18 protein-coding genes are annotated in these 18,423 nt (G+C 73.6%); 12 read left to right on the forward strand and 6 right to left on the reverse strand.

Annotated features, from left to right (window positions below; genetic code table 11):
• Positions 1-51: 51 nt before the first annotated feature.
• Genes AC29IT_RS27965 through AC29IT_RS27975 form a run of 3 tightly spaced genes read left to right on the forward strand, consistent with a single transcriptional unit; the run spans position 52 to position 3,156 of the window.
• Positions 52-1,356, forward strand: a complete 1,305-nt coding sequence (locus AC29IT_RS27965; protein ID WP_488220672.1) for a four-carbon acid sugar kinase family protein — start codon at positions 52-54, stop codon at positions 1,354-1,356.
• A 2-nt stretch (positions 1,357-1,358) separates the two neighbouring features.
• Complete coding sequence (gene pdxA / locus AC29IT_RS27970) at positions 1,359-2,360, forward strand: 4-hydroxythreonine-4-phosphate dehydrogenase PdxA (RefSeq protein ID WP_358444150.1); 1,002 nt, start codon at positions 1,359-1,361, stop codon at positions 2,358-2,360.
• A gap of 25 nt (positions 2,361-2,385) precedes the next feature.
• A complete protein-coding gene (locus tag AC29IT_RS27975; RefSeq protein ID WP_488220673.1) occupies positions 2,386-3,156 on the forward strand; it encodes a DeoR/GlpR family DNA-binding transcription regulator in 771 nt (256 codons plus the stop codon).
• Positions 3,157-3,168: 12 nt separating this feature from the next.
• Here AC29IT_RS27975 and AC29IT_RS27980 read toward each other — a convergent pair whose 3' ends face one another.
• On the reverse strand, positions 3,169-4,095 hold the full coding sequence (locus AC29IT_RS27980; protein ID WP_488220674.1) for a LysR family transcriptional regulator: 927 nt from the start codon (positions 4,093-4,095) through the stop codon (positions 3,169-3,171).
• A 128-nt stretch (positions 4,096-4,223) separates the two neighbouring features.
• Here AC29IT_RS27980 and AC29IT_RS27985 point away from each other — a divergent pair, with 128 nt between their 5' ends.
• Complete coding sequence (locus AC29IT_RS27985) at positions 4,224-5,078, forward strand: alpha/beta fold hydrolase (RefSeq protein ID WP_358444141.1); 855 nt, start codon at positions 4,224-4,226, stop codon at positions 5,076-5,078.
• On the opposite strand, the gene AC29IT_RS27990 is transcribed toward AC29IT_RS27985, so the two are convergent.
• Complete coding sequence (locus tag AC29IT_RS27990) at positions 5,079-5,870, reverse strand: SDR family oxidoreductase (protein ID WP_358444138.1); 792 nt, start codon at positions 5,868-5,870, stop codon at positions 5,079-5,081. It abuts the gene before it with no gap.
• 230 nt (positions 5,871-6,100) lie between these two features.
• On the opposite strand from AC29IT_RS27990, the gene AC29IT_RS27995 reads away from it, so the two are divergent.
• From AC29IT_RS27995 to AC29IT_RS28020, 6 genes are all read left to right on the forward strand, one after another.
• Positions 6,101-6,517, forward strand: coding sequence for a Fur family transcriptional regulator (locus AC29IT_RS27995; protein ID WP_358444196.1), 417 nt, complete (start codon positions 6,101-6,103; stop codon positions 6,515-6,517).
• Positions 6,518-6,534: 17 nt separating this feature from the next.
• Positions 6,535-8,739 (forward strand): catalase/peroxidase HPI, encoded by a 2,205-nt coding sequence (gene katG, locus AC29IT_RS28000; RefSeq protein WP_358444135.1) that lies wholly within the window; start codon positions 6,535-6,537, stop codon positions 8,737-8,739.
• Positions 8,740-8,983: 244 nt separating this feature from the next.
• Positions 8,984-9,481: a hypothetical protein gene (locus tag AC29IT_RS28005; RefSeq protein ID WP_358444132.1), complete on the forward strand. Its 498-nt coding sequence runs from the start codon at positions 8,984-8,986 to the stop codon at positions 9,479-9,481.
• Positions 9,482-9,601: 120 nt separating this feature from the next.
• On the forward strand, positions 9,602-10,009 hold the full coding sequence (locus AC29IT_RS28010; protein ID WP_488220675.1) for a LapA family protein: 408 nt from the start codon (positions 9,602-9,604) through the stop codon (positions 10,007-10,009).
• A gap of 446 nt (positions 10,010-10,455) precedes the next feature.
• Complete coding sequence (gene lnt, locus AC29IT_RS28015; protein ID WP_488220676.1) at positions 10,456-12,024, forward strand: apolipoprotein N-acyltransferase; 1,569 nt, start codon at positions 10,456-10,458, stop codon at positions 12,022-12,024.
• A 53-nt stretch (positions 12,025-12,077) separates the two neighbouring features.
• Positions 12,078-12,860, forward strand: a complete 783-nt coding sequence (locus AC29IT_RS28020; RefSeq protein WP_358444123.1) for a polyprenol monophosphomannose synthase — start codon at positions 12,078-12,080, stop codon at positions 12,858-12,860.
• 108 nt (positions 12,861-12,968) lie between these two features.
• Here the strand turns inward: AC29IT_RS28020 and AC29IT_RS28025 are convergent, their stop codons facing one another.
• From AC29IT_RS28025 to AC29IT_RS28035, 3 genes are all read right to left on the reverse strand, one after another.
• Positions 12,969-13,313, reverse strand: a complete 345-nt coding sequence (locus AC29IT_RS28025) for an RNA polymerase-binding protein RbpA (RefSeq protein ID WP_184479487.1) — start codon at positions 13,311-13,313, stop codon at positions 12,969-12,971.
• 440 nt (positions 13,314-13,753) lie between these two features.
• A complete protein-coding gene (locus AC29IT_RS28030; RefSeq protein ID WP_488220677.1) occupies positions 13,754-15,157 on the reverse strand; it encodes an MFS transporter in 1,404 nt (467 codons plus the stop codon).
• Between the two features lie 129 nt (positions 15,158-15,286).
• Positions 15,287-16,072, reverse strand: a complete 786-nt coding sequence (locus tag AC29IT_RS28035; RefSeq protein WP_488220678.1) for a glycerophosphodiester phosphodiesterase family protein — start codon at positions 16,070-16,072, stop codon at positions 15,287-15,289.
• 135 nt (positions 16,073-16,207) lie between these two features.
• Here AC29IT_RS28035 and AC29IT_RS28040 point away from each other — a divergent pair, with 135 nt between their 5' ends.
• Together AC29IT_RS28040 and AC29IT_RS28045 are read left to right on the forward strand one after the other, a co-directional pair.
• Entirely contained in the window at positions 16,208-16,588 is a 381-nt protein-coding gene (locus AC29IT_RS28040) for a hypothetical protein (protein WP_488220679.1), read from the forward strand.
• Between the two features lie 105 nt (positions 16,589-16,693).
• A complete protein-coding gene (locus AC29IT_RS28045; RefSeq protein ID WP_358444112.1) occupies positions 16,694-17,518 on the forward strand; it encodes a universal stress protein in 825 nt (274 codons plus the stop codon).
• Positions 17,519-17,523: 5 nt separating this feature from the next.
• Here AC29IT_RS28045 and AC29IT_RS28050 read toward each other — a convergent pair whose 3' ends face one another.
• Positions 17,524-18,033, reverse strand: coding sequence for an SRPBCC family protein (locus AC29IT_RS28050; protein WP_488220680.1), 510 nt, complete (start codon positions 18,031-18,033; stop codon positions 17,524-17,526).
• Positions 18,034-18,423 lie beyond the last annotated feature (390 nt).

The following is an 18,423-nucleotide window of genomic DNA, read 5'->3' on the forward strand; positions in this document are numbered from 1 at the left end:
TGGAGCAACCCGCACGAACAGCGGCCGGAACAGCCGGGAAAGGGGACCGACGTGGGCGAGAAAGCCCGGCACGAGGTCATTTCCGGACTCCACGTGCACGCGCTCGCGGACGACCTCTCCGGCGCGGCCGAGACCGCCGCGGCCCTGCTCCCCGCGTTCGGCACCGGCGAGCTGCGGCTGGCGGGCACCGGTTCCGCGGACTCCAGCGCGCTGACCGGGGATGCGCACATCGCGCAAGAAGCCGCTCTGGTGGTGCTCGACCTCGACTCGCGGCACGCGCCCGCCGAGGCGGCCGCCGGCGCGGTGCGCCGAGCGCTGCGCGCGCCCGGTGCGCGTTCCGCGCGCACCTTCCTCAAGGTCGATTCGCTGCTGCGCGGCAACGTGGCCGCCACCGTCGCCGCAGCCGGGCCGGTGGTGCTCGCCCCCGCGCTGCCCTCCGGCGGGCGCACGGTCCGCGACGGCATCCCTCGGCTGGACGGCGTTCCGCTGCACCGCGGCGACTCCTGGCGCGCCGAGACCACCGCGGCGCCCGCGACCCTCGCCGCGCTGCTCGACCCGCTGCCGTGCCGGGTCGTCCCGCTGGCGGCGGTGCGCTCCCGCGGGCTCGACGAGGCGCTGCGCGCGGGGCTCGACGCGGGCGAGATCCCGGTCTGCGACGCGGAGACCGACGCCGACCTCGACGCCGTGGCCGCGGCCGCGCTGCGCGCCGGGCCCGAGGTTCGGCTCGCCGGTTCCGGCGGGCTCGCCGCCGCGCTCGGCCGGGCCCTGGCGCACCGCGCCACCCCCGAACCGCCAGCGCCCGAACCGCCAGCCCTCGAACCAACGGTCCTCGAACCAACAGCGCCGGAAACCCCCGGAACGGATCGCGCGCACGGCCTGCTCGTCGTGGTCGGCACCGCCGAGCGCACCGCCCGGGAGCAGGTGCGGCACCTCGCGGGCACCGGGGCCCGGCACTTCCCGCTGGAAGTGACCGCGCTGCTCACCGCCGACCCCGACCTCGCCCCGATCACCGCGGCGCTGCGGCGGGCACCGGTGGTGCTCACCGCGGACGCCGCCGACGGCGTCGACCCGGCCCGCTCCCGAGCGCTGGTGCGGCGCCTCGCCGACACCGCCCGACGCGTGGTGCGCGGTGCGGACCGGCCGGTGGACCTGGTGCTCACCGGCGGCGAGACGGCACGTCGCGTGCTCGACGCCCTCGACGTGCGCGCGCTGACCCCGCTCACCCAGATCCACCACGGCGCCGTGCACAGCCGCACCTCCGGCGGCACGTCCGTGGTGACCAGACCCGGCAGTTTCGGCGAGGCCGACAGCCTCGTGCGCATCGCGGCACACCTGCGTCCCCCAACGGAAGGCTGAACATGAGCACCCCTGCCACCCCCCTGATCGCCGTCACGATGGGCGACGGCGCAGGTGTCGGCCCGGAGGTCACCACCGGCGCGCTGCTGGACCCGAGCACCACCGAGCGCTGCCGCCCGGTGGTCGTCGGCGACGCCGCCCGGCTGCGGCTGGCCGCCTCGATCGCTGGGGTGGCGGCGGAGATCGCTCCGATCGGCTCGGTCGCCGACGCGGTGTTCACGCCCGGCCGGATCAACGTGCTCGACCTGGGGCTGCTGCCCGCGGACCTGCCGTGGGGCCGGGTCTCCCCGGTCGCCGGGGACGCGGCCTACCAGTACGTCCGGGTCGCGAGCGAACTCGCGCTGCGCGGCGAGGTGCAGGGCATCTGCACCGCCCCGCTGAACAAGGAGGCGCTGCACGCCGCCGGGCACCTGTTCCCGGGGCACACCGAACTGCTCGCCCACCTCACCGGCACCGAGGAGGTGTCGATGATGCTGTCCACGCCGAAGGTCAAGGTGGTGCACGTGACCACCCACATCGGACTCGTCGACGCCGTCGCCAAGATCGAGCCGGGCCTGGTGGAGCGCACCGTGCGCCGCGGCCACCGCGCGATCCGCGGTTCGGGCGTCGAGTCGCCGCGCATCGGCGTCTGCGGGATCAACCCGCACGCCGGGGAGAACGGCCTGTTCGGCCACGGCGAGGAGGCGGAGAAGATCGTCCCGGCGATCGAGGTGCTGCGCGCCGACGGCATCGACGCCCGCGGCCCGCTGCCCGCGGACACCGCGTTCTTCCTCGCGGGCCGCGGCGACTACGACCTGATCGTGGCGATGTACCACGACCAGGGGCACGGTCCGGTGAAGGTGCTCGGCATCGAGGCGGGCGTGAACATCACCGTGGGCCTGCCGGTGATCCGCACCTCGGTGGACCACGGCACGGCCTTCGACATCGCCGGGACCGGGAAGGCGGGCGTCGGTAGCATGATCGAGGCCATGCGCCAGGCCGCCGAGCTGTCGGTCGCCGCGTGACCACCGCAGCCTGACGGGAGAACCGATGCCCCGCGGATCGCAAGAGCGCCGCGCCGCCATCGTGCGGCTGGCCACCACGTCCGGTCCGGCCAGCGTGGAGGAGCTGTCCGAGCGGTTCGGCGTGACCGCCTCCACCATCCGCCGCGACCTGGCGCAGCTGGAGTCCGCGGGGCACCTCGCCCGCACCTACGGCGGGGCGATGCCGCTGGACCCGCACCAGGAGAGCTCGCTGCGGCAGCGCAGCGGGGAGGCGCACGCCGCCAAGCACGCGATCGCGGCGTGGGCGGCGCGGCAGGTCCGGCCCGGGGAGACGGTGCTGCTGGATTCCGGCACGACCACGGGTGCGCTCGCGCACGCGCTGCGCGGCGCGCGGGACCTGACGGTGGCCACCACCGGGCTGACCGTGCTGCAGGAGCTGGTGAACGCCGACGGGGTGCACGTGGAGTGCCTCGGGGGGACGCTGCGCCACGTCAGCCAGGGGTTCGTCGGCGCCCTCACCGAGGCCGCGCTGAGCCGGATGACCTTCGACCGGGTGTTCCTGGGCGCGGACGGGGTCACCGCGGAGCAGGGCATCTGCGAGGCCGACCTGCAGCAGACCCGGCTCAAGGAGCTGATGGCGCAGCGCGCCGAGCACGTGTACCTGCTGGTGCACGCCGCGAAGCTGGGCCGCCGCCCGTTCCACGCGTGGGCGCAGCTGCCGGAGCGCTGGACGCTGGTCACCGATGCCGAAGCCGATCCGGCGGCGATCGCCCCGTTCCGCACCCGCGGTGTCGACGTCGTGGTCGCCGAGGCCTGATCCCGCCGGGTGTCAGCCGCGCCGCCGCCCGTCGAGCCGGGCGCTGACGCCGGGGCACTGCCGCCGGGTGGTGTCGAGGAATTCGGCGAGCACCGGTGACCGGTCGGCGGTGCGGAAGGACATGACGAGTTCGGGCAGGTCGATGCGCGGCCGCAGCTCGCTGATCCAGGTGTCGGGGCGCGCGGCGACGCGCAGGCAGGCGGGCGCCAGTCCCACGCCGATGCCGCAGGCAGCGAGCCCGAGGATGGTGTGCACGTCGCGCGCTTCGACGGCGCGGTCCAGGGCCGGTGCGGCCGGGCCGAGCAGGTCGCGCAGGGCGGTGCGCAGTGCCGGTTCCTGGTCGGCGGGGGCGACGATGAGCTGCTGGTCGCGCAGCTGCCCCACCCGCACCGAGCGCTGCCCCGCGTAGGGGTGCCCGGTGCCGACGACGGCGACGAGCCGGTCGGTGCCGACGGTGATGGAGGTGAGGTCCTCGGCGCCGGGGCCGCGGGGTGCGCCGCGGCCGATGGTGACGTCGAGCCCGCCGTCGAGCAGAGCGGCGGCGCTGCGCGCGGTGGACATCTCGTGCACCTGCAGCCGCACGTCGGGGTGTTCGCGGCCGAAGCGCCCGAGCAGGGGCGGCAGCAGTTCCAGCAGCGCCGACCCGATGAAGCCGAGGCGGAGCCTGCCGGTCTCACCGCGCGCGGCCCGTTCCGCGTCGAGCGCGGCACCCGCCATCTCGGCGAGCGCCTGCCGCGCCCGGCCCAGGAAGGCTTCGCCCGCGGCGGTGGGGAACACCCCGCCGGGGGTGCGGTCGAACAGCCGGGCGCCGATTTCCTGCTCCAACGCGGCGATCTGCTTGGACAGCGGAGGTTGGGCGATGCCGACGGCGGCCGCGGCGCGGCCGAAGTGCCGGTGCTCGGCGAGGGCGAGCGCGTAGCGCAGGTGCCGTGCTTCCACCTCGCGAGCGTACCGCCGCCATACCCGTGGGGTATCGGGAACGCGCTCGTCAGATATTCAGGTGGATCGGCCCGGAGAGCCGGGGTGGACTCGTGGTCGACACCCGATCCCGGACGACGGAGGAACCCGTGCCCGATGAATCCACTGTGGACACGCTGTTCGTGCTCGTGCACGGAGCCTGGCACTCCTCGGCCCAGTGGGCTGCGACGCAGCGGGCGCTGGCGGCGCGCGGCGCGGCGAGCACCGCGGTCGACCTGCCCGGCCACGGCTTCGACGCCCCGCTGCCCACCGGCTACCTGCTGCCGGGCCGCCCGGGGCTGACCACCGAGAAGTCCGCGCTCGCCGGGCTGACCATGGACGAGTGCGCGACGGCACTGGTCGCCGCGCTGCGGGAGGTCCGCCGCTGGCCCCGGGTGGTCCTCGTCGCGCACAGCGCGGGCGGCGGGCCCGCGTCGCTGGCGGCGGAGCGGGCGCCCGAGCTGGTGGACCGGCTGGTGTACCTGTCGGCGTTCGTGCCCGCGGGACGGCCGCGCTTCGCCGACTACGTCGCCGCGCCGGAGAACGCGGACGCGCTCGGCGCCGGCCTGCACGTGGCCGATCCGGACGTGCTCGGCGCGGCGCGGATCGACCCGGCCTCACCGGACCCGGACTACGTGGAGCTGCTGCGGCGCACGCACTACGGCGACGTCCCGGCGGCGGACTTCGCGCGCTGGCGGCTGGCGCTGAGCCCGGACCTGCCGAACGCGATCCCGCGGACTCCGGTCGCGCTGACCGAGCAGCGCTGGGGCGGCATCCCGCGGTCGTTCGTGCGGCTGGCCGCCGACCGGGCGCTCACCCCGGCCGTGCAGGACCTGATGGTCGCCGAGGCGGACGCGGCGATGCCGCGGAACCCGTTCACCGTGCACCACCTCCCCGGCTCGCACACCCCGTTCGCGACCCGGCCGCGGGAACTCGCCGACACCCTGCTGTCCACTCTGGACTGATCACGTCTCCAGGGCCGCGATCCTGGTGTCGAGGTAGGCATCCCAGTCGGCGGCGCGGTCGCGCAGGTGCGGTTCGACCCGGTCGTCGGTGTGCACCATGAACCGGTTCGCCAGCACCGCCTCGGCGAGCAGCTCACCGACGGATTCCGGTTGCAGCGCCTCGAACTCGGCACCGGGGCCGCGGGTCCGGGTCGGCGGCCCGAACGAGCGGATCGACCCGGCGATGCCGGTCACCACCGGCCCGGGGCACAGCACGGTCACCCCGATGCCCTGCGGCCGCAGGTACAGCGCGAGCCCTTCGGAGAGCTGCACCAGCGCCGCCTTCGACGCGGCGTAGGGCAACCGGTCGTAGGCGTAGCTGAACAACCCGGCGAACGAGGCGGTGTTGACCAGGTGTCCCGATCCGCGCTCCAGCAGCAACGGCAGGAAGACCGCGTTGCTGCGCACCACGGACAGCAGGTTGACGTCGAACACCCGCTGCCACTCCGCGACGGGGATGTGCTCGGGCAGTCCGCGGGTGAGGACTCCGGCGTTGTTCATCACCAGGTCGACGCCGCCGAACTCGGCGAGGGCGGTGTCCCGCACCCGTTCGAACTCGCCGTCCAGCGCCACGTCGCAGGTGACCGCGACCGCCGCGCCGCCGTCGGCGCGGATCTCCTCGGCGGCGCGTTCGGCGCCGGGGCCGTCGACGTCGGCGAGGACGATCCGCGAGCCGCGCCGGGAGAAGGAACCGGCCGCGGCGCGCCCGATCCCGCTCGCCGCACCGGTGATCACCGCGACCGCATCGCGCATCGTGTCCACTGTGGTCTTCTCCTCGCCGGTCCCGCCGGGCGCGGGACTTCCTGCGGTTGTACCCCGGATCGGCCGCGCCCGGCGTCGGCCGGATGGACGCTGCGAGAGGTCCGGACCACCCAGCGGTTGTGACGCAGCGCACCAACCCCGCCTCACGCGGAATCTTGATCCGTTCCAGAAAGTTCTTCACAATGCTGCACGTGCCGAGCGACACCACGGACTACCGGCGCATGCTGCGCGAGGCGGAGCTGCGCGTGACCCGCCCCCGCACGGCCGTGCTGGCCGCGGTGCACGAACGCCCGCACGCCGGTACCGAGTCCATCATCGACGCCGTGCGCGGCGAACTCCCGAAGGTCTCGCACCAGGCCGTCTACGACGTGCTGCGCGCCCTGACCGCCGCGGGACTCGTGCGCCGCATCCAGCCGATGGGCTCCGTCGCCCGGTACGAGGCCAGGGTCGGGGACAACCACCACCACGTGGTGTGCCGGTCGTGCGGCGTCATCGCCGACGTCGACTGCGCCGCGGGCACCGCGCCCTGCCTGAGCGCCTCCCACTCCCACGGCTTCGAGATCGACGAAGCCGAGGTCATCTACTGGGGCCTGTGCCCCGAATGCGGCTCCACTTCGGATCCCGAACGAAACCACTGATCCCGAAAGGATTCCCGGTGACTGACAGCGCTGACGCCGCGACCGGGGGCTGCCCCGTCGCGCACGGCATCCCCCACCCCACCCAGGGCAACGGCAACTCCACCTGGTGGCCGGACCGCCTCAACCTGAAGCTGCTCGCCAAGAACCCCGCGGTCGCCGACCCGATGGGCGAGGACTTCGACTACGCCGCCGAGTTCCGCACCCTCGACCTGCCCACCGTGAAGCAGGACATCCAGGACGTCCTCACCACCTCGCAGGACTGGTGGCCCGCCGACTTCGGGCACTACGGCCCGCTGATGATCCGGATGGCCTGGCACAGCGCGGGCACCTACCGGGTCAGCGACGGCCGCGGCGGCGGTGGCGCCGGCCAGCAGCGGTTCGCGCCGCTGAACAGCTGGCCGGACAACGTCAGCCTGGACAAGGCGCGCCGCCTGCTGTGGCCGGTGAAGCAGAAGTACGGCCGCAAGCTGTCCTGGGCCGACCTGATGATCCTCGCGGGCAACGTGGCGCTGGAGTCGATGGGCTTCGAGACCTTCGGCTACGCCGGTGGCCGCGCCGACACCTGGGAGCCCGAGGACGACGTCTACTGGGGTGCCGAGACCACCTGGCTCGGCAGCGACAAGCGCATCTCCGGTGGCGAGAAGCGCGAACTCGAACAGCCGCTGGGCGCCACCCACATGGGCCTGATCTACGTGAACCCGGAAGGCCCGGAGGGCGAGCCGGACCCGGTCGCCGCCGCCCGCGACATCCGCGAGACCTTCGGCCGGATGGCGATGAACGACGAGGAGACCGTCGCCCTCATCGCCGGTGGCCACACCTTCGGCAAGACCCACGGCGCCGCCCCCGACTCCAACCTGGGGCCGAACCCTGAGGCCGCGGGGCTGGAGGCGCAGGGCCTCGGCTGGACCAACGCCCACGGCACCGGCAAGGGCGCCGACACCATCACCAGCGGCCTCGAGGTCACCTGGACCTCCACCCCCACCCAGTGGGGCAACGGCTTCTTCGAGAACCTCTTCGGCTACGAGTGGGAGCTGTACCAGGGCCCCGGCGGCGGCTGGCAGTGGAAGCCGAAGGACGGCGCGGGTGACGGCACCGTCCCGGACGCGCACGACGCGGCGAAGAAGATCGCGCCGAACATGCTCACCACCGACCTGTCGCTCAAGCTCGACCCGGTCTACGAGCAGATCTCCCGCCGGTTCTGGGAGAACCCGCAGGAGTTCGCCGACGCGTTCGCCCGCGCCTGGTTCAAGCTGACCCACCGCGACATGGGCCCGATCGACCGCTACCTCGGCGCCGAGGTCCCGGCCGAGGAGCTCATCTGGCAGGACCCGGTCCCGAAGCCGGACCACGAGCTCGTCGGTGCGGCGGAGATCGCCGACCTCAAGGAGCGCATCGCCGCCACCGGGCTCACCGTGCCGCAGCTGGTCGGCACCGCCTGGGCCGCGGCCTCCTCGTTCCGGGGCAGCGACAAGCGCGGCGGCGCCAACGGCGGCCGCATCCGGCTCGAACCGCAGCGCAGCTGGGAGGTCAACAACCCCGACCAGCTCGCCACCGTGATCAGCGCGCTGGAAGGCGTCCAGGAGTCCTTCAACGCCGCGGGCGGCAAGCAGGTCTCCTTCGCCGACCTCGTGGTGCTCGCCGGCTCCGTCGGCGTCGAGCGGGCCGCCGAGGCCGCCGGCTTCGACGTCGAGGTCCCGTTCACCCCGGGCCGCGGCGACGCCACCGCCGAGCAGACCGACGTGGAGTCCTTCTCCCACCTCGAACCGGCCGCCGACGGCTTCCGCAACTACGCGGGCAAGGGCGCGGCGCGGCCCGCCGAGTACCAGCTGGTCGACCGGGCGAACCTGCTCACCCTGAGCGCGCCCGAGATGACCGTGCTGGTCGGTGGCCTGCGCGCGCTCGACGCCAACTTCGACGGCTCGAAGGTGGGCGTGCTCACCGCGAACCCGGGGACGCTGAGCAACGACTTCTTCGTCAACCTGCTCGACATGCGCACCACGTGGAAGCCCGCCGACGAGGCCTCGGAGACCTTCGAGGGCCGCAACGCCGCCGGTGAGCTCGTCTGGACCGGCAGCCGCGCCGACCTGGTCTTCGGCTCGAACTCCGAGCTGCGGGCCGTCGCCGAGGTCTACGCCGCCGACGACGCGAAGGAGAAGTTCGTCCGCGACTTCGTGGCCGCCTGGCACAAGGTGATGGAGCTGGACCGCTTCGACCTCTCCTGAGCCGAGAACGGTCCTGATCCGCGACCGGTCCCGGATCCACGGCCGGTCCCGGATCTGTGGCCGGTCCTGATCCCGGCGAGCCCCCGTCCGCGCACCTGCGGGCGGGGGCTCGCCGCGTTGGCCCGTCCGCCGCACCGTCGGACGCCCCTGCTGGGCCAGGTGGCCGTGTTCCCGGCGAACCCCGCCCACCCCCTCGACCCGGCTGTTAGAAAGGATCTCGAGGGCGAACCCGGGGGGATGCACCGTGGACATCGACCGGACGCGACGAGAGCTCACGCTCTTCGCCGACTACCACAGCTTCGAGGTCCGCGACGCGCACGCGGACTACGACCTGGCCGCCATCGACGACACGACCGCGGACCTCCGCCGCGACCTGATCTCCAGCCGGGACGGGGTGGTCACCGTCGGCACCGCGCGGCGCCGCGAGGTCCGCGTGGTCGTCGAGATCGGCGCCGAGGCACCGGTCTGCGAACTCGCCTCCTGGGACCACGTCACCGAGGCATCCGTGGAGATCGCCAGCGGGGAGATCCTGGTGCTCGGCGGCTCCGACAGCAGGCACAGCGCGCACCGCTTCCCCGTCCCGGTGGGCGTCTACCGGGTCCGGACGCGCTGCGCCGGTTTCGGCACCATCAGCCCCGACGGGGTCGACGGCGCCGAGGTCTACCGCGTCCAGATCTGGCCGGGCACCGCGCGGCGCACCACCGTCCTCAAGCGCTTCACCGGCGAGCTCCCCCGCCGCTGACCGCCCGGGCACCGCCGGGATCGGCGGACGGCGGCATCCGCTGCGCCGATCACCGCGTTCACCTGATCTTCGCGCGGCGCGCCGTTCGGCCGGGCGGACGCATATTGCACAATGACCCGCATGGCCAGCGACGAGAGCACCGCCGACGACCGGCTCACCCCCGCGGACCCCAGCACCGAGCCGAACCCGCAGCACGGCGAGCTCGACCACGCCGAACCCGAGCACGCCGGAACCGATCACGCCGGGCCGGTCCGCGAGGAGCCGACGCGCGCGGAGAAGCTCCAGCACACCCGGACCGCCGGGACCTGGGCCGCGGTCGTCGTCGCGACCATCGCGCTGATCGTGCTGCTGGTGTTCATCCTGCAGAACCTGCAGCCCACCTCGGTGACCTTCCTCGGGCTCCGCGGTGACCTGCCGGTGGGCGTGGCGCTGCTGCTGGCCGCCGCGATCGGCGGGCTGCTCGTGGCGCTGGTCGGCGCGGCCCGCATCCTGCAGCTCCGCCGGACCGCCAACCGCCGCAGCCGCTGACGCCCGGCGACCGCCGAACCGCACGACCACCGAGCCCCGCGCTCGCCCGGTTCCGGGACCACCGAGCCGCACGGCCGCCCGGTTCCGCGACCGCCGAGCCCGCGATCACCGGGCCCGCGATCACCCGGTTTCGCGACCGCGGTCGGCCCGGGACGGGCGACGGAGCGCGCTCGGCGCCGTCCCGCGACCGCCTAGCGCGCGACCAGCGCCGTCCCGCGGCCGCCGACGTTCCGTGCTCGTCAGGTCCTGCGGCGACTCCCCTTCCCGAACCGGACGAGCCGGACCGTTCGCCGCGCCGGGTCGTGGATCACGTCCGCCGGTGGCACGGCGCGGTCCTCCCGCTCGCCCGGTCGGCGTACATTTGACGCGGGCGCGGGCCGCGGCGCGCGCCCGCAACACCGAGTCCGCCCCGGTTCGCCGGCCGCAGCACCGAGAGAGTTGATCGGGTGAGTGCCCCCACGGTGACCTCGCAGGACCGCGCCGACGGGCAGCCCCGACCCCGACTCCTCCGCCGAGCCGCGCCGTGGCTGCGCGCCGCAGCCGCGGTCCTCGCCGGGCTGCTGCTCTACGCCGCGTCCCCGCCGCGCGACCTGTGGTGGCTGGCGCCGCTGGCGGTGGCCCCGCTGGCCGTCCTGGTGCACGGGCGCCGCACCCGTTCCGGCTTCGGCCACGGCCTGCTGTTCGGGCTCGGTTACATGCTGCCGCTGCTGGGCTGGATCCAGGACTTCCTCGGCGTCCAGTTCGGCCCGTGGCCGTGGCTCGGCGTTGCGCTGGTCGAGGCGCTGTTCCTCGGGCTCGCCGGAGCGGGCATGGCCCGGGTGAGCCGGTTGCCGGGCGCTCCGGTGTGGATGGCGGCCGTGTTCGTGCTCGCCGAGGTGCTGCGCGACTCCCAGCCGTTCGGCGGCTTCCCGTGGGGGCGGCTGGCGTTCACCCAGCCGTCCGGAGCGCTGCTGCCGCTGGCCTCGGTGGGCGGGGCCGTGCTCGTCACCTTCGCCGTCGCGCTCGTCGGCTGCGGGCTCGGCGTGCTGGTGCTGCGGCTGCGCGCCGGTGACAGGTGGGTCGTCCCGGCCGCCGCCGTGCTGGTGCCGCTGGTGGCCGGTGCCGCGCTGTGGCCCTCGATCGACGTGGACCCGCAGGCGGGAACGGCGCGGGTCGCGGTGGTGCAGGGCAACGCGCCGGACATCGGCCTGGACCTGCTGTACGAGGACGACGTGCTGCACGACAACCACATCCGCGGTGCCCGGCAGCTGGCGGCGGACGTCGACGCGGGCCGGGTGCCGCGCCCGGACCTGGTGGTGCTGCCCGAGCAGGTCGGCAGCTGGGGGCCGACGCGCTACGACCAGCAGCTCAGCGCCGTCACCGACCGGCTCGGCGTCCCGGTCGTCGCGGGCGGGTTCGCGGTGGACCGGGACGGCACCTTCCGCAACCGCATCATCGCGTGGAACCCCGGCTCCGGTGCCGGTGACGAGTACGCCAAGCAGCACCTCGTGCCGTTCGCCGAGACCATCCCGATGCGGTCGGTGGCCCGCCTGGTCAGCCCGTTCGTGGACCGGTTCCAGCAGGACATGGTCCCCGGCGACCTGCCCGGCGTGCTGCGGGCCGGGGCGATCCGGCTCGGCGTCGGGCTCTGCTACGACGTCGCCTACGACGACGTGTTCGGCGGGGCCGCCCGGGACGGCGCCACGCTGCTCGCCGTGCCCACCAACAACGCCTGGTACGGGCACTCCGAGATGAGCTGGCAGCACCTGGCGATGTCCCGGCTGCGGGCGGTGGAGCACGGCCGCGCCGTGGTCGTGTCCGCGACCAGCGGCATCAGCGCCATCATCGCCCCGGACGGGACGGTCACGACCCGCTCGGAGCAGTTCACCGCGCAGAACCTGGACGGCGAGGTCCCGCTGCGCACCGAACGGACCCCCGCCACCGCGCTCGGCGCCGCCCCGACCTGGGTGCTGTCGCTGCTCGGCGCCGGAGCGCTCGTCGCCACCGCGCGGCGGCGCACCCACGACAAGAACTGATACGCCCGGCCGCGCGTTCACCTGGGGGACGTGCGGCCCGAAGGAGGAACGTCATGACGGACCGGCACGCCCCCGACGGTGCAGCGGGGCCGTCCGGCTCGGCCCTGGTGGTCATCCCCACCTACGACGAGCGGGAGAACCTGGGCCCGGTGGTGGCGCGGCTGCACGCCGCACTGCCGGCCGCCCACGTGCTCGTCGTGGACGACGGCAGCCCGGACGGCACCGGAGAGCTCGCCGACGAGCTCGCCGCGGCCGACGACCGGGTGCACGTGCTGCACCGCGCGGACAAGGCCGGTCTCGGCGCCGCCTACGTCGCCGGGTTCGACTGGGCGCTGGCGCACGACTACGCGGCGGTCGTGGAGATGGACGCCGACGGTTCGCACGCGCCGGAGGACCTGGCACGGCTGCTGGCGGTGCTCGACGAGACCGGCGCCGACGTGGTGATCGGATCCCGCTACGTGCCGGGCGGCCGGGTGGTGAACTGGCCGTGGTACCGGCAGGCGCTGTCCCGCGGCGCGAACCTGTACTCGAAGTACACCCTCGGCGTGCCGGTGAACGACAGCACCGCCGGGTTCCGCGCCTACCGCCGCGACGTGCTGGCGGAGCTGGCGCTGCACGACGTCGCCTCGCACGGCTACTGCTTCCAGGTGGACCTGACGCTGCGCTCGGTGGAGGCCGGATTCACCGTGGTCGAGGTGCCGATCACCTTCACGGACCGCGAGTTCGGCGAGTCGAAGATGAGCGGCGACATCGTGCGCGAAGCCCTGTTCCGCATCACCAAGTGGGGCGTGCGCCGCCGGGTGACCCAGCTGCGCGGCCTGCTGCCCGGAGGCTGACCGCCCGCGCCCCGCGGGTACGCACGAAGACGCCTGGGCTCCCCCGCACGGGGCCCAGGCGTTCGGTGTGCTCGTCCCGCGTAGCGCGGGGTGGTGTTTCCGGTCGGATCAGGCGGAGTGGCTGCGCCGGCCGCGCAGCACTTCCAGCCGCTCGTTGAGCAGCTCCTCCAGTTCGGGGATGCTGCGGCGTTCGAGCAGCATGTCCCAGTGGGTGCGCGGCGGTTTGGCCTTCTTCTGCTCCGGTTCCGATCCATCGATGATCTTGGATTCGGAGCCGTGCAGGCGGCACTCCCAGGTCGGCGGGATCTCGGCGTCGTCGGAGAACGGCACCTCGAACTCGTGGTCCTTGGGGCAGGCGTAGCGCACCGTCCGGCGCGGTGCGAGGTCGTGGTTGCGGTCGGTCTCGTAGCTGACCGCTCCGAGCCGGCTGCCACGCAGAACGCGATCGGCCATGACGGTTCCTTTCACTTCGGCCCGGAGCAGACTCCGGACGGGTTGTGCTCACCGAGTGCAACGACCGACCGGCCGTCGCCTGTTCCCGGTGCGGGACTCTTGGTTGCCGTCGGTGACGTTATTCACTCGTCAACGACATCGTCCCCTCTAGAGATGCAAGCAGACCGCGTTCGTGACGCGTTCTCGCACTCGCAACCTAGAGGTTCCACCGAACAGGTGATACTGCCAGATGAGTTGTCACTAAGGGCAAGTTAACCTTCACTCTCTCAGAAGAATTGCAACCGAGATCACCCGCAGGCCCGCGGGCCCGACGGCAACTCGATCACGTTGCGTATCGACACCCCGCATCCCGAGCCTGCGACGCTGCGTACCGGCATATGCCAATGATGCCGGTGTGCTCACCACATCGCATCACTGGCCCGGGTACAGCCGATCCCGGCTCAGAGGCGCTCCGGCGGCCGGTTCCCCACCGCCTCGATCGCGCGTCGCACCGGCACCATCGAGACCAGCACCAATCCGACGACGAAGAACACGACCAGCGAGATGATCGCCAGCCGGAACGACCCGGTGGCCTGCCCGACCCCGGCGAAGACCAGCGGCCCCAGCCAGGACGTGGACCGCTCCCCCACCTCGTACAGCGAGAAATACTCGGCCTCCTTGCCCTCCGGCACCATCTGGCTGAACAGCGAGCGCGACAGCGCGTTGGTGCCGCCGAGCACCAGGCCGATGCCGACGGCCAGCCCGTAGAACTGGAACTGCTCGCCCGCCTGGACGAAGTAGGCCGCGAACAGCACCCCGACCCAGACCACCAGACTGATCATGATCGTCTTCTTCGCGCCGATCCGGCCTGCCAGCAGGCCGTGCAGCACGCCGCCGACGAAGGCGATGAACTGCACGATCAGCAACGTGATGATCAGCGAGTCCTGGGGCAGCCGCAACTCCATGTCACCGTACTGAGCGGACACCTGGGTGACGGTCGCGATCCCGTCGGTGTAGATCATGTACGCGCCGAGGAACGCCAGCGTCAGCGGGAACCCGCGCGCCTGCTTGATCGTCGAGCCGAGCTGCTTGAAGCCCGCGGTGATCACCGACGCGCCGCGCTCCCCGCCCTCCGGCTGGTGGTGGCGGCCCAGCACCGCCAGCGGCAGCAGTGTGAACACCGCCCACCAGATGCCGGAGGAGACGAACACCAGGCGCACCGCGGCGTCCTCGCCGAGCCCGATCGCGTCGTGCCCGAGGTACAGCGCGAGGTGCAGCGCCAGCGCGGTCCCGCCGCCGAGGTAGCCGAACGCCCAGCCGCGGGAGGACAGCGCGTCCCGCTCATCGGCGTCGGCGATTTCCGGCAGGAACGAGTAGTAGACGACGACCGAGGCCCCGAAGCAGATGTTCGCGGCGATGAAGAAGACCAGTCCCCAGCGCCAGTTCCCGCTGCCGACGAGCCCGAGCAGCGAGGTGGCCAGCGCACCGCCGAAGGCGAACATCGCGAGCATGGCCCGCTTGTTCTGCGTGCGGTCGGCGATGGCGCCGGTGATCGGCAGCACGAGCACCTGCACCACGGTGGCCGCCGAGAGCAGGTAGCCCCACAGCGAACCGGCCGGGAACACCAGGCCCAGCACGGAGATGTCGCACTGCACGAGCGAGTTCCCGCCGGGGCAGGCCGCGGTGCCGTTGCGGGCGACGTCCGCGGTGGCGGCCTCGGTGGCCACGCTCGTCAGGTACAGCGAGAGGAACACCGTCGTCACCGACGTCGGGAACACCGAGTTGGCCCAGTCGTACCAGCACCATCCTCGCTGCTCCCGGCGTCGTCTCGCCGTGTCCGGCGGGACTCCGCCCAGCACGCTCATACCTCTCCGTCCTCAAGTGTTCACTCGATAGGGGTAACGGGGACTGTATCGGCTCCGGATCAAGGTCCGATCGCGGTGCGATGATCTTGATCGGTGCCTGCGCCGCCACCCCTTCCTTCCCCAGGTCGTTCAGGTCCGTCCCGGTGCGGTGCCGTCGAAGCGCTCGCCCAGCACCTCGCGCAGCAGGTCCGGCCGATCGGTCACCAGCCCGTCGACCCCCAGGTCGAGCAGCAGGCGCATCTGCGCCGGCTCGTCGACCGTCCACGCGTGCACTTCCAGCCCCCAGCGGTGCGCCGTGCGCACGAACCGCGGATCCACCACCCGGATCCGACCGCGCCGCGGCGGCACCTGCGCGGCCGCGCCTCCCGAGCGGGACCGCACTCCCCAGCCGCCGTAGCGCGACGCCCCCCACAGCGTCGTCACCGCCCGCCGCCCCATCGACGTCAGCAGCGCCGCTCCGCCGCCCTTGCGCAGCTCGCGGAGCCGCCGGTCGTCGAACGACGCGAGGCAGACCCTGTCCCACGCGTCGTGCCTGCGAACGGTCTCCAGCACCGGCTGAACGGCGGCGTCCTCCTTGACGTCGATGTTCAGCAGCGCCCGCGGCAGGTCCTCCAGCACGTCGTCGAGGCGGGTGACCGGTTCACGGCCGCCGATGCGGGCCGAACCGACCGCCGACCACGGCAACCGACGGATCGTACCGCGCCCATCGGTGGTGCGATCGAGGCTCGGATCATGGTGCAGGACCACGACGCCGTCGGCGGTCGCGTGCACGTCGGTCTCGATGTAGCGGTAGCCCTCGGCGACGGCGCGGCGCAGCGCGCTCAGCGAGTTCTCCATGTCGTGCAGGTCGCCGAGGTGCCAGCCCCGATGGGCGAACGCGCGCGGCCAGGGCCCCTGGAGGAACGGGTGGGTCACGGGAGCTCGGGTCCTTTCACGAACCGGGCGGGCGTGGGAGACCGCCCCACTCTGCCCGACGCGTTCCGCCCGGCGGCACCCGCACCGGCGTGGCAACGAGATGTTCGCCGCGGGGTCGCATTACCGTTGCGCACCGTGGACAGCCCGCCCGAGATCGATACGACCGCCGCCCTTGGTCCCGAGACCGCTCGTCGTCGCGCGGAGCGGCACTGCTCGTGGTGCGGCCGCAGGCTCACCTCGTCCGGGCGCCAGGGCAGGCCACGGCTGTACTGCACCCAGTCGTGCAGGCAGCGCGCCTACGAGCGGCGCGGCGCGGTGCAGCGCTCCGGGCTGCCCGAGGACGCGGTGGTGCTCTCGGCCGCCGAGATCGCCGATCTCCAGGACCGGTTGTTCCAGCTGCGCTGCGCGGCCGAGGACGTCGGCACCGCCGCCGAGGACGGCGCGAGCACCGCCGAACTGCGCAAGATGGCCGCCGAGGTCGTCGCCGTCGCCGCCGAGCTCGAACGCCTCCGCTGACCCCTGCGCGAACGGCCCGCGCGGCCGTCGCCTCAGGTCGAACTGCTCTTCCGCGGCGCCGCCCGGACCCGCCACCCTCGGGTGCGCGCCTGCGAAGGGGGTTCCGTGTTCCTGACCGCGAAGACCGTGCTGGTCGGCGTCGACGGTTCGCGGCACTCGTCCCGCGCCGCCGTGTGGGCGGCCGCCGAGGCCGCGCGGCTCGGCGCCTCGCTGCACCTGGTGCTCGCGCACGACGCCGCGCACCGGGTCCGCGCCGAGCAGCAGGTCCGCGAGATCGCCACCGAGTGCCGCGCCGCCGAACCGGACCTGCACGTGCGCGCGCAGGCGGTGGCCGCCGACCCCGCCGAGGACCTGCTCGCCCGCTCCGCCGAGGTGGCGCTGCTCGTCGTCGGGTCGCGCGGGCGCGGCGCGGTGCGGGACGCGCTGCTGGGTTCGGTGAGCACCGCGGTCGCCACCCACGCCGGCTGCCCGGTCGCGGTGGTGCGCGGCGAGCCGGGCGGTGGCCCGGTCGTCGTGGGACTCGACCTCTCGCCCGCCAGCAGGCCCGCGCTGCACTTCGCCTTCGACCGAGCGGACCGCGGCGGCGCCGAACTGGTGGTGGCGCAGGCGCTGCCGGACGCCTACTTCCTCCCGTCGATCCTGGAGGACCCGGAACGGCAACGGCTCCAGGAGGACGCCGAGCAGCAGGTCGGCGGGCAGCTGGCGGTGTGGCAGGAGCAGTACCCCGAGGTGGTCGTGCGGCGGGTCACCACCGACCAGCACCCGGTGGAAGCGCTGTGCTCGCAGGCGGACGGCGCGCGGCTGCTCGTGGTGGGCCACCGTTCGCGGGGCTCGGCGGCGACCCGGCTCGGCTCGGTGGCGCTGGGCGCGCTGCACCACTCCCCCTGCCCGGTGGCCGTCGTGGGCGATCAGGTCGGCCTGGACTGGTAGCGCGGTCAGCGCCCTTCGGCGAGGCGCTTGAGGTGGTCGAGGGTGGCGGTCATGTTCCGCTCCAGGCCCTGCAGGCGCTGCCGCACGATCGACTCCTCCGACTCGGGCCGCCGCTCGATCGCCGTGGTGAGCCCGGAGCTGCGCGTGCCGAGCCGCACCTCGTAGTGCAGGTCCGTTCCTCCGTCGCGCGGGCTCAGCGCGAACCGCCAAGTCGCGATCGGGTCGTCCGGATCCGCCACGGCCCAGCCGAAGGCGCGGCCGGGCGCGCACTCCACGACGTGCGAGGTGGTCGTCCAGTCCCCCAGCGCGTCGTTGCGGTTGTGCCCGTGGAACCGGGCGCCGAGGACGGCTCCGGTGGCGCCGTCGAGCCACTCCACGGACTGCAGCTCGGTGCTGGCCGCGGGCAGCAGCGCGATGTCGGACACGACCGGCCACACCCGCTCCGGGGCCGCGTCGATCCAAGTGCGCACTCGGGCCGTCGGGCCGTCGGCGAGCCGCGCGCTGGTCCGCTCCATCGTGGAACGCCCTCCTCTGCTGAGCGACGGCGGGCCGCCGTCCGCGCGGAACGTTCCTCCCGGCGCACCCGTGGTGTCAAGGCGCTCCCGAGCGCGGGTCCGGCATTGCGGAGTCCGAAGAGGACACTCCGCGGGCCTCGGCGCGCGGCGAACGCCGTCCGTAGCATGGAGCGGTGGCAGCGAGCGGGGGACGCACCGTCGGCACGGCACCGGCCGCAGCGGCCGGACGCCGCGTTCGAGCAGGTCGGAGGCATGATCCGGGCGTTCTGCCGGGCGGCGGGCCTGGTATGATCAGCACGCGACTCCGCGACTCCGCGACTCCGCGACTCCGCGACTCCGCGACTCCGCGACTCCGCGACTCCGCGACTCCGCGACTCCGCGACTCCGCGA

Source organism: Saccharopolyspora sp. MMCC62 (assembly GCF_057736575.1).

Coding starts and splice junctions, on each gene's coding strand:
- AC29IT_RS27995 (WP_358444196.1), top strand. CDS start 6,101: ATGCTGCGCGAGGCGGAGCTGCGCGTGACCCGCCCCCGCACGGCCGTG.
- AC29IT_RS27975 (WP_488220673.1), top strand. CDS start 2,386: ATGCCCCGCGGATCGCAAGAGCGCCGCGCCGCCATCGTGCGGCTGGCC.
- AC29IT_RS28050 (WP_488220680.1), bottom strand. CDS start 18,033: ATGGAGCGGACCAGCGCGCGGCTCGCCGACGGCCCGACGGCCCGAGTG.
- AC29IT_RS28010 (WP_488220675.1), top strand. CDS start 9,602: ATGGCCAGCGACGAGAGCACCGCCGACGACCGGCTCACCCCCGCGGAC.
- AC29IT_RS28025 (WP_184479487.1), bottom strand. CDS start 13,313: ATGGCCGATCGCGTTCTGCGTGGCAGCCGGCTCGGAGCGGTCAGCTAC.
- AC29IT_RS28020 (WP_358444123.1), top strand. CDS start 12,078: ATGACGGACCGGCACGCCCCCGACGGTGCAGCGGGGCCGTCCGGCTCG.
- AC29IT_RS27990 (WP_358444138.1), bottom strand. CDS start 5,870: ATGCGCGATGCGGTCGCGGTGATCACCGGTGCGGCGAGCGGGATCGGG.
- AC29IT_RS28030 (WP_488220677.1), bottom strand. CDS start 15,157: ATGAGCGTGCTGGGCGGAGTCCCGCCGGACACGGCGAGACGACGCCGG.
- pdxA (WP_358444150.1), top strand. CDS start 1,359: ATGAGCACCCCTGCCACCCCCCTGATCGCCGTCACGATGGGCGACGGC.